This window comes from Streptomyces nidicola (genome assembly GCF_050106155.1).
In the GTDB taxonomy this organism is placed as follows: Bacteria; Actinomycetota; Actinomycetes; order Streptomycetales; family Streptomycetaceae; genus Streptomyces.
In genome coordinates this window covers 2,524,695-2,539,334 of record NZ_JBNBPI010000001.1, presented here as the reverse complement: position 1 = coordinate 2,539,334, position 14,640 = coordinate 2,524,695, and the positions used below count along the sequence as shown (strand labels likewise).

General features: G+C 72.3%; 11 protein-coding genes. 6 read left to right on the top strand and 5 right to left on the bottom strand.

Annotation, left to right across the window (positions count from 1 at the left end):
* Window positions 1-1,166: 1,166 nt before the first annotated feature.
* Together ACOKM3_RS11600 and ACOKM3_RS11595 are read right to left on the bottom strand one after the other, a co-directional pair.
* On the bottom strand, window positions 1,167-2,786 hold the full coding sequence (locus ACOKM3_RS11600) for an acyl-CoA dehydrogenase family protein (protein WP_426899591.1): 1,620 nt from the start codon (window positions 2,784-2,786) through the stop codon (window positions 1,167-1,169).
* Between the two features lie 80 nt (window positions 2,787-2,866).
* On the bottom strand, window positions 2,867-3,478 hold the full coding sequence (locus ACOKM3_RS11595) for a TetR/AcrR family transcriptional regulator (protein ID WP_426899589.1): 612 nt from the start codon (window positions 3,476-3,478) through the stop codon (window positions 2,867-2,869).
* 99 nt (window positions 3,479-3,577) lie between these two features.
* On the opposite strand from ACOKM3_RS11595, the gene ACOKM3_RS11590 reads away from it, so the two are divergent.
* From ACOKM3_RS11590 to ACOKM3_RS11570, 5 genes are all read left to right on the top strand, one after another.
* Entirely contained in the window at window positions 3,578-5,095 is a 1,518-nt protein-coding gene (locus ACOKM3_RS11590) for a class I adenylate-forming enzyme family protein (protein ID WP_426899587.1), read from the top strand.
* A gap of 24 nt (window positions 5,096-5,119) precedes the next feature.
* Entirely contained in the window at window positions 5,120-5,719 is a 600-nt protein-coding gene (locus ACOKM3_RS11585; RefSeq protein WP_426899585.1) for a TetR/AcrR family transcriptional regulator, read from the top strand.
* Window positions 5,720-5,928: 209 nt separating this feature from the next.
* Window positions 5,929-6,864 (top strand): TauD/TfdA dioxygenase family protein, encoded by a 936-nt coding sequence (locus tag ACOKM3_RS11580; RefSeq protein WP_426899583.1) that lies wholly within the window; start codon window positions 5,929-5,931, stop codon window positions 6,862-6,864.
* Window positions 6,861-8,150, top strand: coding sequence for an MFS transporter (locus tag ACOKM3_RS11575; RefSeq protein WP_426899581.1), 1,290 nt, complete (start codon window positions 6,861-6,863; stop codon window positions 8,148-8,150). The genes ACOKM3_RS11580 and ACOKM3_RS11575 overlap by 4 nt, the downstream gene beginning before the upstream one ends.
* Window positions 8,151-8,248: 98 nt before the next feature.
* Complete coding sequence (locus ACOKM3_RS11570; protein ID WP_426899579.1) at window positions 8,249-9,964, top strand: aldehyde dehydrogenase family protein; 1,716 nt, start codon at window positions 8,249-8,251, stop codon at window positions 9,962-9,964.
* 192 nt (window positions 9,965-10,156) lie between these two features.
* On the opposite strand, the gene ACOKM3_RS11565 is transcribed toward ACOKM3_RS11570, so the two are convergent.
* From ACOKM3_RS11565 to ACOKM3_RS11555, 3 genes are all read right to left on the bottom strand, one after another.
* A complete protein-coding gene (locus ACOKM3_RS11565) occupies window positions 10,157-10,483 on the bottom strand; it encodes an SHOCT domain-containing protein (RefSeq protein WP_426899577.1) in 327 nt (108 codons plus the stop codon).
* Between the two features lie 35 nt (window positions 10,484-10,518).
* A complete protein-coding gene (locus tag ACOKM3_RS11560; RefSeq protein ID WP_426899575.1) occupies window positions 10,519-10,959 on the bottom strand; it encodes a DUF6325 family protein in 441 nt (146 codons plus the stop codon).
* Window positions 10,960-11,141: 182 nt separating this feature from the next.
* Complete coding sequence (locus ACOKM3_RS11555; protein ID WP_426906768.1) at window positions 11,142-13,058, bottom strand: potassium channel family protein; 1,917 nt, start codon at window positions 13,056-13,058, stop codon at window positions 11,142-11,144.
* Window positions 13,059-13,447: 389 nt separating this feature from the next.
* Between ACOKM3_RS11555 and rsgA the strand changes: the two genes are divergently transcribed.
* Window positions 13,448-14,593, top strand: a complete 1,146-nt coding sequence (rsgA, locus tag ACOKM3_RS11550; protein ID WP_426899573.1) for a ribosome small subunit-dependent GTPase A — start codon at window positions 13,448-13,450, stop codon at window positions 14,591-14,593.
* Window positions 14,594-14,640: the final 47 nt, after the last annotated feature.

The window sequence follows — 14,640 nt, the reverse complement described above, 5'->3', positions numbered from 1 at the left end:
CAGGCTGCGCCGCCGGCCTGTCTCCCACCGCCCGCCCCCTCCGGGGGCTTTGGCCCGTCCGGGGCCCGGTTGCTGTGCCGAGGCTGGGCCCGTCGTGAGGGGTGCGCTGCACCGGGGTTCCGCCTTGCCCACCCTGCCGCCCAAGGCGGCAGATTGCCCAAGGCGGGTGCGGCTCTTGCCGTCTCGGGTGGGAAGCCGTAGTGGGCGTTACCCAAGGGGCGTGCGGCCGACCGTGACGGGTGGGGAGCCGCGGCCGGCGGAGTTGCCCAAGGTGGTGGCAACGTTGACCGCACGGGGTGGGGAGTCGTCTTGGTGGTGGATCGGCCGAGGCGGCCGTAGTGGGTGGGGAGCCGTGGTGGGCGTTGCCCGAGGCGGAGGTGGCGTCGACCGCACTGGGCGGGGAGCCGCTTTGGTGGCGGATTGGCCGAGGCGGTGGCGGCGTCGACCCCAAGGGGTCGGGGGCTGGCCTGGCGGCGGATTACCCAGAGTGGGATGGCGGCACCCCGTCGGGCCGACGCCCCCGGAGGGGGCGGGTGGGTGGGAGATAGGCGGGAGGGGAGTAGGGGGGGCGCCCCAGGGCGGAAGTAATGGCCTGGGCGGGCGGGCGTCGACCGATTCCCGGGCGGGCGTCGACCGATTCCGGTGGGCGACGAAGTCCGTAGTGCCGGGGTGCGGTGCGGTGTTGGTGGGGCCTTGGTGGTTGAGGGTCTTCGTAGGCCCGCGGGTGCGGTTCCGTGTCGACCGCTTCCCGGGTGGGTGAGGGACTTCGCAGGCCGGGGCCTCGGGGCGTTCGTCGGCCGTTCCCGGGTGGGTGGCGGGTGCCGCGGGGCGGGGGATGTGAGGGCCCCGGTGGGCGGCGGATACCGCAGGGCCGGGACGCCAGGGTCTCCGGTGGGTGACGAACTCCGTGGTGCCGGGGCGTGGTGCCGTGTAGGTCGTTCCCCGGTGGGCGGTGGGTGCCGCAAGGTCGGGGACGTGAGGACCCCCGGTGGGGGGGGGGCGGGCGCGGTGCCGTGTCGGTGGAGCCCGTCCTCCGCCGGGCCCCGCCACCCGCCGGGACCCAGGACCCGCCGCCACCCGCAACCCGCCGAGCCTCGGCACCCATCACCCGCCGAACCCCGGCACCCGCCACCCGGTACCCGCCGAGCCCCACCACGCCCCGCCCCCTACGCCGGCAACCGCCCCAGGATCCCCCCGAAGTCCGACGCAGGCGGCAGCGTGCCGAAGGCGAGGCCGTGGTCGCCGGCCAGGCGGGTCGCGCAGAAGGTGTCGGCGACCGCGGGCGGTGCGTGGCGGACCAGGAGGGAAGCCTGGAGGACGAGGGCCGCTCGTTCGATCACCCGGCGGGCGCGGAGTTGCGCGTCCTCGGGCGAGGCCAGTTCGGCCTGGAGTTCGCGCCACGCCGTGTCCAGGCGGACATCCGCTCCGGACGCCGCCTCGACCTCCGCCCGGAACGCCTCCAGGGACTCCGGCTCGCGGGTCAACGCCCGCAGCATGTCGAGTGCGTTGACGTTTCCGGAACCCTCCCAGATACCGTTGAGCGGGGCCTCGCGGTAGAGGCGCGGCATGCCTGACGCCTCGTCATACCCGTTGCCGCCCAGGCATTCCAGCGCCTCCGCCACAGCGGCCGGCTGCCGCTTGCACACCCAGTACTTGCCCACCGCCGTGGCCAGGCGGAGGAACGCCCGCTCACCCCGGTCCGCCGCGCCCGCGAGCCGCAGCCCGAGCGTCGTCGCCGCCTCCGACTCCAGGGCCAGGTCCGCGAGGACGTTCCGCATCAACGGCTGGTCGATCAGCTTCGCGCCGAACACCGAACGGTGACGGCTGTGGTGGGCCGCCTGTGCCAGGGACTCGCGGACGTGGGCCGCCGAACCCAGGACGCAGTCGAGCCGCGTCATCGTCACCATGTCGATGATGGTCCGCACCCCCTTGCCCTCGTCCCCGACGAGCCAGGCCACCGTGTCGTCGAACTCCGGCTCGCTGGACGCGTTCGACCGGTTGCCGAGCTTGTCCTTCAGGCGCTGGATGCGGAACGTGTTGCGGCTGCCGTCGGGCAGGACGCGGGGGACCAGGAAGCAGGACAGGCCACCGGGGGCTTGTGCAAGGACCAGGAAGACGTCGTTCATCGGGGCCGACGTGAACCACTTGTGGCCCCGCAGCCGCCACGTACCGTCCGGCTGCTCGACCGCCGACGTCGTGTTCGCGCGCACATCCGTGCCGCCCTGCTTCTCCGTCATGCCCATCCCGGCGAGCAGGCCGCGCTTTTCGGCGGGGGCCCGGAGGCCGGGCTCGTAGACGGTGCTCGTGAGCAACGGCTCGTAGACCTTGGCGAGTTCGGGCGCACGGCGCAGCGCGGGCACCACCGCGTACGTCATGGAGACCGGGCACATGTGGCCCTGCTCCAGCATCGTGGCGAGCATGAAGGTGCCCGCGCGGGCCACGTGCGCGCCCGGTCGCTCGTCCGCCCACGCGGAACCCGCCGCGCCCGCGGCCACCGTCGCGCGCATCAGGGAGTGGTACGAGGGGTGGAAGTCGACCTCGTCGACGCGGTTGCCGTAGCGGTCGTGCGTGCGCAGCTCGGGCTCGTGCCGGTTGGCCTGGTCGGCCCAGAGGCGGGCCTCCTCGCTGCCCACGTAGCGGCCGAAGCGGTGCAGCTCCTCGATGTGCCACTCGGCGCCCTCGCGACGTATGCCCTCCAGGAGGACCGCGTCGTCGGCGGCATCGTGTCCGGTCAACGGCGGGGCCTGGTTGGTCACTTCGTGCGTCTGCGACGGGTTCGACTGCATGAGGGGCTCCTTCGACGTGAGCGAAACAGGGGAGCGAAACAGGGGGGGGGCGGGTCAGGGGAGCGAAACAAGGGAGCGGGTCAGGGCGCGGGCGGTGCGCCCGCGCAGCGCAGCGCCATCGCGGTGAGTTCGGCGATCAACTCGCCGCCCGCGGCCTCGTCGTGGGCGGCGAGCGGGTCGGCGAGCACCTCGCCGATCGCGCCGGTGAGCGCGGCCGCCGTGATCTCGCCGTTCTGCTTCGGCAGCAGACCCGCCGCCATGCCCTCGTGCACGACCGCGGCGAACAGCGTGTGGTAGCGGCGCCGGTAGTCGATGCGCTCAGCCCCGACCTTGGGGTCGGCGGGGGCGACGAGCAGGGCGTGGGCGAGGCCGCGGTTCTCCAGCGCGCGCCGGGCGAACACCTCCACCCCGCGCCGCAGCCGCAGCACCGGGTCGCCGTCCCCCTGGAGCACCCCGCCGACCACGGTCACCTCCCGCGCCGCGGCCCGCCGGAACACCTCGACCGCGAGCGCCGCCTTCGACGGAAAGTGCTGGTAGACCGAGCCCGCCGCGATCCCGGCGGCGTCGGCGACCGCCGTCACGGACGCCTGCGCCCAGCCCACCTCGGCGACGACGGAGGTGGCGCAGGCGACGAGGTGCTCGCGCGCTGCTTCGAGCCGACGAATTTCGGCGGGGGTCTTGCGGTAGGCCATGCAAGCAGTGAACCATCATTCAGAGTTTCCCGCCATGGTCGGTCGGTTCCGCCGGTGGGGCAACACGACACAGGCCTCAAGGCCCGTCAGGAGAACGTGATGCACCTCAGTGCCCTGCTGGACAGCGCTGTTCGCTCGGGCAGTACGAAGGAAGCCGTCGTCTACCGCGAACAGCGGTGGAACTACCGGGAGTTCGGTGCCGCCGCGCGCCGTGCCGCCGCCGTGCTGCGCGACGCGGGCCTCGGTCCCGGCGACCGCCTCGCCGTGATGACGTACAACACCCCGGCCTTCCTTTTCGCCGCCTTCGGCGCCTGGTCGCTCGGCGCGACCCTCGTGCCCGTCAACCACAAGCTCCAGACGGCCGAGGTGGCGCGCCAGCTGAAGCACTGCGGGGCGCGCGTCGCTCTCGTCGACGCGGAGATCGGCGAGCGCGCGACCGCCGCGGACCCGGGCGTGCGCTGGCTGCTCAGCCATCCGGACACCCCGGCCGACCAGCTCCCCGCGGACGCCTTCGAGGCGCTCGTCGCCGCCGCCGAACCATGGACCGGTGAGGAGCGCCCGGACACCGACGTGGCGGAGATCCTCTACACCTCCGGCACCTCGGGCACGCCCAAGGGCTGCGTCCACTCGCACCGTACGGCCGCCCTGACCGCCGCGTACTCCGCGGCGACGATGTCGCTGCGCGGCGACGAACGCTTCCTGATCTGCATGCCGATCTGGCACGCGGCGCCGCTCAACAACATGACCCTCGGCACCCTGTTCGCGGGCGGCACCGTCGTGTTGCAACGCGAGTACGAGCCCCGCGGCATGCTGGAGGCCATCCAGCGCGAGCGGATCACCGCGCTGTTCGGCGCGCCCATCGCGCTCATCGCCCCGACCCAGACGGTCCCGGACCACGCCGACTACGACGTGTCGTCCGTCCGCGTCTGGCTCTACGGCGCGGGCCCCCTCGACGCGGACACCGTGCGCCGCCTGATGAAGGCGTACGGCACCGAGAACTTCCAGCAGGTGTACGGGATGAGCGAGACCGGGCCGGCGGGCGCCTCGCTCCTCCCGGCCGAGCACGCGGACAAGGCGGGCGCGATCGGGCGCGGCGGCATGCCGGGCGTGGACCTGCGCGTCGTACGCCCCGACGGGAGCGACGCGGAGGCCGGCGGGAGCGGCGAGATCTGGCTGCGCACCGACACCCGCATGCTCGGCTACCTGGACGACGACGCGGCCACCGCCGAGGCGTTCGCCGGTGACTGGTACCGCAGCGGTGACCTGGGACGGATCGACGAGGACGGCTATGTCACGCTCGTCGACCGGATGAAGGACGTGATCATCACCGGCGGCGAGAACGTCGCGTCGCAGGAGGTCGAGGGCGCGCTGCGGGGCCACCCGGACGTGCTCGACGTCGCCGTCGTCGGCCGGCCGCACCCGCAGTGGGGCGAGACCGTGGTGGCCTTCGTCGTGCCGCGCGAGGGCGCGGGCCTCGATCTGGCCGGGGTGCGCGGCTGGCTGGAGACGCGGATCGCCCGCTACAAGGTGCCGCGCGAACTGATCCTGCGCGACGCCCTTCCGCGTACGCCGTCGGGGAAGATCACCAAGCATGTGCTGCGGGCCGAACTGGCCTGAGCTGCGCGGCTGTAGGGTCTCGGCATGGCCGATGAGCAGGTACAGCAAGCGCGCAGGGGGCCGGGGCGGCCGCGTCAGGAGCACGTCACCAGGGCCGTGCTCGAGGCCGTCGTCGAGCTGGTGGCGGAGCAGGGCATGGGCGCGCTGACCATGGATGCCGTCGCGACCCGCGCGGGGGTGAGCAAGCCGGCCATGTACCGGCGCTGGCCCACCAAGCAGGACCTGATCATCGCCGCGGCCGAGTCCCGCGTCGGGACGCTGACGGTGCCCGACATGGGGGACTTCAGGGCCGAACTGCGCGCGGTCCTCATGGAACGTGTGCGTGCCTACCGGCAGCCCGGTGTCGACCGGCTGCTCGCCGGTGTGATCAGCGCGGCGGCGGAGGCGGGCGCGGGGCGCGAGGCGTTCCGGGCGTACGTGACGCGGGTGACGAGCGAGACGCGGCATCTGCTGGAGCGCGGCATCGCGCGCGGTGACGTACGGGCCGACGCCCCGATCACCGACGTGACGACCCTCATCGCCTCGTCCCTCGTCTTCCGGCTCGTCGCCGAGCAGCGGACGCCGGAGAAGGAGCTGGTGGATTCCGTGGTGGACCTGATCGGCAGGGCGGTCGAGGTCCGGTAGCGAGGGCGTAGCCGTCCGCTGATCCATCATCACATCCCTTACGTACCAGGTGAGTTGTCGCCGGGTGCGGCTTTTGTGCTGCCCGCGGGGCGTCGCGCGCGTACCCCGGGACATTCCTGAAATCCATCGGCCCGGACCCCTTGCCCTGCCGCGATCCAATATCGATACTGCCGGTTACGTAATAACGTTCGCTGTTGGGAGGACCCCCCATGCACGACGTCGCGACGGCCCCCGTCGAGAACCCCAGGCCCGTACTGGACAAGCCCCTGATGCGTTACGGGAGCCGTGTCCTGGACCGGCTCGCGCCGGGCGCGGAGCAGGTGACCTACAAGCTGTTCGAGGTCGAACCGCTCACCCCGCACTTCGGGGCCGTGCTCCGCGGTGTCGACCTGACGAAGCCGATCACCGAGGAGCTCGCCGACGAGCTGCGCGCGGCGCTCCTCGAATGGAAGGTGATCTTCTTCCGGGGGCAGACCGGCTTCGACTCCGAGAACCACATGGCGCTTTCGAGCCTCTGGGGCCCGCCGGAGCCCAACCCGTTCTTCGGGAAGACCGACACCGTCGGCATCTCCCGGCTCGCCAAGGACGCCAAGGCGGCCGGCAACAAGAACATCTGGCACAGCGACCACTCGTTCATGGTCAACCCCTCGCTCGGCGCCGTGCTGCGCGCCGTCGAGGTGCCCGCCGCGGGCGGCGACACCATGTGGTGCGACATGGGCGCCGCGTACGACAACCTCCCCGACGACCTGAAGGAGCGGATCGAGAACCTCGTCGCGGTCCACGACTGGGAGGCCAGCTGGGGCGCGCTCATGAACGACGAGCAGAAGGCGGAGTTCCGCAAGAGCTGGCCGCAGGTCGAGCACCCCGTCGTGGTGCGCCACCCGCGCAGCGGCCGCAGGACCCTGTACGTGAACGAGCCGTTCACCCGGTACATCAAGGGCCTGTCCGAGGAGGAGAACCGCGAGCTCCTCGACATCCTCGTGCTCCAGGCGCGCATCCCCGAGTTCCAGATCCGCTTCCACTGGGAGCCCGACTCGATCGCGATCTGGGACAACATCGCCGTCCAGCACTACGCGGTCAACGACTACTTCCCGGCCAAGCGTGTGATGGAGCGCATCGCGATCGCCGGAGTGCCGCTCTCGTGACCACCGCATCCGCCGTGCCGGGCGCGGCAGTTGAGACGGCTGTGCCCAGCGGGCGGCGGGCCTGGACCGTGACCGCGCTCCTCGTGGTCTTCATGATGGTCAACTTCGCGGACAAGTCCGTGCTCGGCCTCGCCGCCGACGAGATCCGCGCCGATCTGCACCTGAGCGCGACCCAGTTCGGGCTCGCCAACAGCGCGTTCTTCCTGCTCTTCTCCGTCGCCGCGATCGTGGTGGGGATGGCGGCGGACCGGGTGTCGCCGAAGCTGCTGCTCCTGGCGATGGCCGTGCTCTGGTCCGTGGCGCAGGTGCCCGCGGCTGTCGGCGGGGGTCTTGCCGTGCTGATCGGCTCGCGGGTGTTCCTGGGCGCCGCGGAGGGCCCGGCGTTCCCCGTCGCGCAGCAGGCCACGCTGTCCTGGTTCCCCAACGACAAGCGGAACCTGCCGAGTGCGCTGCTCACCATCGGCATCACGCTCGGCGTGATCATCTCCTCGCCGGGCCTGTCCTGGGTGATCCAGCACCACGGCTGGCGCTCGGCCCTGTGGGTGCTCGCCGGGATCGGCGTGGTGTGGGCCGCGCTGTGGGCGCTGTTCGGCGCGGACAGCCCGCGGGCCCGCGTGGTCAAGGCCACGCAGGTCCCGGACGAGCACGCGCCCACGGTCCCGTACCGGAGGATCTTCGCCAGCCGTACGTGGATCGGCAGCACCCTCGCGTACTTCATGAGCTACTGGTCCGTGGCGCTGATGCTGGTGTGGATGCCCTCGTATCTGCGCAACGCGCTGGACTACTCGGCGGCCACCGCGGGCAAGCTGGTCGTCCTGCCCTGGGCCGTCGGCGCCGTCGTCCTGCTCGGGCAGGCCGCGCTCACCGGCCGGCTCATGCGGCGCGGCGTCGTCAGCAGGAAGGCCCGCGGCTGGGTCGGCGGATGCATGCTCGCGATCGGCGCCGGCTGCTGCCTCCTGACGCCGTTCGTCGGCTCGGTGCCCGCGCAGACCGTGCTCGTCGCCCTCGGCTTCGGCTTCAGCGGCTCGTACGCCACCGTGGCCGCGACCACCGTCGCCGAACTCGCCCCGGCCGCCCGCAGCGGCGGCGCCCTCGGCCTGATGAACGCCCTCGTCACGGTCTCCGGGCTGCTCGCGCCCGCCGTCGTCGGCGCCCTCGTCGACGCGCAGGGCGACGCCGGGTACCAGCACGCCGTGTTCGTCACCGGAGTGCTCGTCGCGGTCGGCGCCGTGCTCGCCTTCGCCCTGATCGACCCGGAGCGCGACCGCGCACGGTTGACCGGCTGACCCTCCGTCACGCAGCCTGCCCTTACCGGGGGTTACCCCCGGATGACATGATCGACGGAACGACCCCCCATTTCCCCCGCGTTTCCAAGGAGTTGCCCGTGAGCGCCGCAGCAGCACTCGACACCTCACCGCTGGACCAGGCCGTCCGCGACCTGCGCGAGCACGCACCGTCCTGGACCGCGACGCCGCTGGACGAGCGCATCGCGCTCCTGGAGCGGACGCTCCCGCGGATCGCCGACGGGGCCGCCGCGATGGTCTCCGACGCGGCCGCCGCCAAGGGCTACGCCGAGACCTCGGAGTGGGCCGCCGAGGACTGGATCACCGCGCCCTGGGCCCTCGCCCAGACGATCACCGCCTACCTGCACGTCCTGCGCCGCCTCGCCGCAGGCAAGGAGCCGGTCGACCCCAAGTCCGTGCGCAGCCACGAGGGCCGCACCGTCGTCGACGTCTTCCCGACCCTCGCCTCCGACCGGCTGCTGCTCAACGGCTTCACCGCGCAGGTGTGGACGCTGCCCGGCACCACCCGCGAGCAGGTCCTGGCCCGCGCGGCGGGGGAGTACCGCGGACGTCCCGGCGAGTCGGCGGTCTCCCTCGTCCTCGGCGCGGGGAACGTCGCCTCGATCACGCCGCTCGACATCCTCCAGAAGCTGTACGCGGAGGGCGAGGTCGTCATCGCCAAGATGAACCCCGTCAACGCCTATCTGCGCCCGCACTTCGAGAAGGTCTTCGCCGAGTACGTGGACCGCGGCTGGGTCCGCTTCGTCGACGGCGGTGCCGCCGAGGGCGCGTACCTCACCGGGCACGAGGACATCGACACCATCCACGTCACCGGCAGCGAGCGCACCCACGACGCCATCGTGTGGGGCACCGACGAGCAGGCCGACCAGCGCCGCGCCGAGGACGCCCCGCTCACCACCAAGCCGTTCACCAGCGAGCTCGGCGGCGTCAGCCCCTGCATCGTGACGCCGGGCCCGTGGAGCGACGCGGACTTCCGCTTCCAGGCCGAGCACATCGTCACCAGCAAGCTCAACAACTCGGGCCACAACTGCATCGCCACGCAGGTCCTCGTCGTGCCCCGCGAGTGGGACGGCACGGAGAAGCTGCTCGCCGAGGTCCGCAAGGTCCTCGCCGAGCTGTCGCCGCGGCCCGACTACTACCCGGGCGCGGCCGACCGCGTCGCCAAGGTCACGGACGCCCACCCGGGCGCCGAGAAGCTCGGCATCGACGACTCGTGCCGCGTCCTCGTCCCGGAGATCGAGGGCATGGACGACGTCATGATCACGGACGAGGTGTTCGCCAGCGCCCTCGGCGTGGTCCGTCTCCCGGGCGCCGACGCGCCCCACTTCCTCGCGGCGGCAACGGAGTTCGCCAACGACAAGCTCCCCGGCACCCTCGGCGCCACGCTGCTCGTGCACCCGAAGACGGAGCGCGCCCACTCCGGCGCGGTCGCCGACGCGATCGCCGCGCTGCGCTACGGCACGCTGGGCGTCAACGTCTGGTCGGCCTTCGGCTTCCTGCTCGGCTACACGCCGTGGGGCGCCTTCCCCGGCAACACCCGGGGGGACATCGGCAGCGGCATCGGCTTCGTGCACAACGCGTTCATGCTGGAGGACATCGAGAAGACGGTGGTGCGCGCCCCGTTCGCCCCGTCGCCGCGCGGCCTGTTCACCGGCTCCCCGTCGCTGTCCCCGCGCCCCCCGTTCTACGTCACGAACCGCACGGGCCTGACGACCATGAAGCGCCTCACGGCGTACACGACGGCTCCTTCGGCGGCGAAGCTCCCGGGAATCTTCGCGTCGGCGCTGCGCGGCTGAGCACTTTGAGCCCCTGCGGCGGCTGGGCATTTCAAGTCTCTCCGGCGGCCCAAGGCGGTGGCCGGGCAAATCCAGCCCGGCCGGCGATTGAGGCGCGGGGTCCGGGGCAGAGCCCCGCGGCGTAAGCACGGACCGCCGCAACAAAAACTCCGGCCGGTCCACCGTGTGGGGCGGTGGGCCGGCCGGTGACACTCAACCGTTGAGAATCCGCGCCTTCTCCGCCGCGAACTCCTGCTCCGTGAGCAACCCCTGCGCCTTCAGCTCGGCAAGCGCCTGAAGCTGCGACACCCGGTCCGTACCACCGGGCGCGGCAGCCGGCGGCGCCATCTGCGCCTGCGCCTGATGCGCCGCCTGGTCGACCATGGCCTGTTGCTGCGCCTGCGCGTCCATCTGCTGGCGCATGTCACGGTCGGCCATCCTGCGGTTCACCCGGCCGGAGACCGCGGAGGCCGTGCCGGAGATGACCGCGGTGCGCGCGATCGTGCCAAGGAGCCCGGGCCGTCCGAATCGTTGCGGCATGCTGACCGTCCTTATACGTGTACGTAGGTGTGTCGTCAGGCCGTGGCGAGCGCTTCGATGGCCTCGTCGACGGACTCGCGCGGGATGCGCTCGAGCATCAGCACCTGCCCGTTCGAGTCCCGCACGGCCGTGCCGAGACGTGCGGCCCAGGTGTTCTCCCAGGCCAGGACGAGCGCGGAGGACGAGGCCGGAAGGTTGTCGGAGACCGTCTTCAGGTCCTCGTCGCTGAGCAGGTCGAACCGTACGTCGGCCACCTGCTGGAACAGCTCGGTGACCTCGGGGTCGCCGAGCTCGACGACATCGACGGACCCGTCGGCCGCCTTACGGATGAAGCACAGGTCCAGGATCCGTACGGTCCCGTCCTTCTGCAGGTCACGCAACGCGGGCGCGACGTCGCCGCTGAAGCGGTTGCCGTCGAAAGCGATCACGGCGACATCCACCGGACCGACGGTGTCGGCGTTGAGGCCACTGGCCACGGGCGAGCACCTTCCCTAGATTGCCGTATCGGGTAAACCGATCAAACCGATCAAATCGGATGAAACGGATACTAGGGCGAGGGTACAGCGGGAGCGAGCCCGGCGGGACCCGCAATACCGGCCATCCGGACGGGGCCGGCCCGGCCCGTCACCGTGACGGGCCGGGCCGGAACGGGGGCGGCTTACTGATGCGACGCGTGCGCCGGCTGCGACGACTGCGAGTCCAGGAGCTCGGCGAGGCCCCTGCGGGTGGCGGCGAGGACGACACGGTCGGTGGGCCGCAGCACATACTCAGGGTCCATCTCCCAGACCGGCCCGGGCCCCGGGGTCGACCCGTCCTCCTCGGGATCCGTCCCGACGTCGGTCCGCCGTTCGCCGGGCGCGGTGGAGTCGACGGCGAGCACGCGCCAGGCACCGGCCCGGAACGACGTGGCGACCGTACGCCCCTCCAGGTGCGGATGGCCCGCCACGTCCAGCGCGGCGAACAGCAGCACGCGGCGCTCGACCGGAATCGCGCCGAGGACCTGCCGGCCCATCATCGCCCCGGCGAAGGCGGGCGCCGCGAGGGTCGTGACGCTGCGGCTGCGGGTGAGGGCGCGCGGGTGTGCGGCGCGCAGCGTGCGGTAGACGGCGGTGGCGAAGGCGTCGTCGTACAGGCGCAGGCTCACCTGGAGGTTCGGCTTGACCGAGCGGGCGTAGAGCGCGGCCTCCAGGTTGGTGGTGTCGAGGCTGGTGAGGGCGAGGAAGGCGTGCGACCTCGACACCTTGGCGGCTTCCAGGACGCCCTCGTCGCGTACGTCGCCGATGACCGTCGGCACGCGCAGCCTGCGGGCGAGCGGGATGCCGCGGGCCTCCGGGTTCTCCTCCACGCACACGACGGGGACGCCGAGTTCGTGCAGCCGGGCCAGGACGCGGGTGCCGATCTTGCCGAGGCCGAGCAGGACGATGTGCCCGGAAAGGCCGCGCGGCGGGCGGCGCAGTGCGGAGGCGGTGCGGAAGGTGCCCATCGCCTCCAGGACCGCGGCCATGAGCACGGGCAGCAGCAGCAACCCGGCGAATCCGGTGAGGAGTTGGATGATCTGCCGGGCCGCGGGCTCGCCGATCGCCGGTTCGTCGATGGCGAACAGGTCGAGCATGGTGAGATAGCCGGCCCGCCACGGGTTCGACTCGGTCGTCGCCCAGGTGGCGAGCGCGAGACCGAGCACGCACACCACGAGCACGGCCAGGGACCAGCGCACCCGGCGCGAGAACAGCGAGCCGAGCGGCAGCGCCCGCGCGGCGAGGCGCCGCGGCGGCAGCGCGGGCTCCGACGGCGTGACCGTGTCGAGGACGACGCTGCCGCGCCCGACCGCCGCCGCGATCTCCTCGTCGCCCGGCAGCAGCAGCGGCTCCTCCTGGCCCGAGGTGTCCGAACCCTCCGTGTCCGACGGGTCGTTGTTCGACGAGGAGAGGATCGCGAGCGTGCACAGGCCGGGGGCGGCGGCCAGGCCCCGGCCGCGCGGTGCGCGCTCGACCGCACGCAGCAGCAGCCCGTCGGCCTGCACGACCTTGCCGGTGCCCGCCACGGCCGTCGCGGCGAGCGCGGGCGCCGCCGTGTCGGCGTCGGACAGGATGGTGGTGGAGGTGTCGAGGCCCTCCGCGGCGAGGTCCGGCTGCGCCAGCACGGCCGCCTGGTCGAGGAGTTGGGCCAGATGCTGGCCGAGCTTGCGGTCGAAGAGCCGGATGACGAGGCGCAGCCGGGGGTTGAGGCGGCGGGCCGCAAGGGCGGCGCGGATATTGGTCTCGTCGTCGTCGTGCACCAGGGCCAGCGCGTCCGCCCGCGCCACGCCCGCCTCCGTCAACGCGTCCTCGCTGAGCACCGCGGCCTCCATGACGCGCGGCGCCTGACCGGCGAGCGAGTCGTCGTCGGACGGCGCGAGCCGGCCCATCGCGGCCTGCACCCGGCTCAGCAGCGCGGCGGCCCGCATCCGGCCGGCGCCCTGCGCGGGTTCGCCCGCGGTGCGCGTCGACGGTACGACGATGGTGACCTGGGCGCGGTACAGCTCGCGCAGTTCGGTGCCGAGCCGTTCGGCCAACGCGTCGTCGCCGCACACGACCATGTGCCGGGGCAGGGGCGTCTGTTGGGACTGCTCGGGGTCTTCGGACGGGTGGGGCTGCTGGGGCTGGTGGGGAAGTGACACCGTGTCATGGTGCGTGTTCGATGTGTGTGACGTCCACCTGACCCGGGGTCGACCACGTGAAAAACCGGTGGCGGGTGGATGGGGGCCGTGGCTATCGTCGTCGGCGTCGGGGTGGCCGCTGCCACCGTGGAGTGCGTGCCGAGTGCGCGCCGAGTGCGTGATCGAGGAGGTGTCGACCGATGGCTGTCGTTGCGAAGGGCGCTGCCCGCATCCGGAAGCTCATCAAGTCCACCTCTGTGGCCACCGGCTGACCTCACCCTTTTTCTCTGCATGACCTGCGCCGGGGCCACCCTTTGAAGGGTCACCCCTTGTCTTCCACCGGTTCCACTTCTTCTGGATCCACTCCTTCTGGTTCCACTTCTTCGGATTCCACCGGCACCGCCGCTCTCGGCGCGTACGGCTGGGACGCCGACTGGGCGGACATGTTCGCCTCCTACGCCGAGCGCGGTCTCGTGCCCGGCCGGGTGCTGCGCGTCGACCGCGGGCGGTGCGATCTCGTCACGCCGGAAGGGATCGTGCACGCCGACACCGAGTACGTCGTGCCCCGCGACCCCATGAAGGTGATCTGCACCGGCGACTGGGCCGCCGTCGACCCGGCCGGCGCCGACCCCCGCTACGTACAGGCGTATCTGCCGCGCAGGACCGCCTTCGTGCGCTCCACGTCCTCCAAGCGGTCCGAGGGGCAGATCCTCGCCGCGAACGTCGACCACGCGATCATCGCGGTCTCCCTCGCGGCCGAGCTCGACCTCGGGCGGATCGAACGGTTCCTCGCCCTGGCCTGGGAATCGGGCGCGCAGCCCCTGGTCGTCCTCACCAAGGCCGACCTCGTGCCGGACCCGGTCGGCCTGTCGTACCTCGTGTCCGACGTCGAGACGGCCGCGCCCGGCGTGCAGGTGCTGCCCGTCAGCGCGCACGACGGGAACGGTACGGAGGTGCTGCGGGCGGTCGTCGCCGACGGTACGTCCGTGCTGCTCGGCCAGTCCGGGGCCGGGAAGTCGACGCTGGCCAACGCGCTGATGGGCGAGGATGTGATGGACGTCCGGGCCGTCCGCGACATGGACGGCAAGGGCCGCCACACCACGACCACCCGGAACCTGTTCGCCCTGCCGGGCGGCGGCGTGCTCATCGATACGCCGGGGCTGCGCGGGGTCGGTCTGTACGACGCGGAAGGCGGCGTCGGGCAGGTCTTCGCAGAGATCGCGGAGCTGGCGGAGGACTGCCGGTTCCACGACTGCGCGCACACGGTCGAGCCCGGGTGTGCGGTGCTGGCGGCGCTGGAGGACGGTTCGCTGCACCAGCGCCGCCTCGACAGCTATCGCAAGCTGCTGCGGGAGAACGAGCGGCTGGCGGCGCGGACGGATGCGAGGTTGCGGGCGGACATGCGGAAGGTGTGGAAGCAGCGGGGAGCGGAGGGCCGTGCGGCGCTGGAGGCGAAACGGGGGCGTGTCCGCTAACCATTCGGCCTGCACCGGGGGCGCGGTCTCGGGGCTCCGCCCCGGAC

What these genes read in the sequence shown, in the direction of transcription:
- ACOKM3_RS11600 (WP_426899591.1), bottom strand. Translation starts at nt 2,786, where the DNA reads ATGCAGTCGAACCCGTCGCAGACGCACGAAGTGACCAACCAGGCCCCG.
- ACOKM3_RS11595 (WP_426899589.1), bottom strand. Translation starts at nt 3,478, where the DNA reads ATGGCCTACCGCAAGACCCCCGCCGAAATTCGTCGGCTCGAAGCAGCG.
- ACOKM3_RS11590 (WP_426899587.1), top strand. Translation starts at nt 3,578, where the DNA reads ATGCACCTCAGTGCCCTGCTGGACAGCGCTGTTCGCTCGGGCAGTACG.
- ACOKM3_RS11585 (WP_426899585.1), top strand. Translation starts at nt 5,120, where the DNA reads ATGGCCGATGAGCAGGTACAGCAAGCGCGCAGGGGGCCGGGGCGGCCG.
- ACOKM3_RS11580 (WP_426899583.1), top strand. Translation starts at nt 5,929, where the DNA reads ATGCACGACGTCGCGACGGCCCCCGTCGAGAACCCCAGGCCCGTACTG.
- ACOKM3_RS11565 (WP_426899577.1), bottom strand. Translation starts at nt 10,483, where the DNA reads ATGCCGCAACGATTCGGACGGCCCGGGCTCCTTGGCACGATCGCGCGC.
- ACOKM3_RS11555 (WP_426906768.1), bottom strand. Translation starts at nt 13,058, where the DNA reads ATGGTCGTGTGCGGCGACGACGCGTTGGCCGAACGGCTCGGCACCGAA.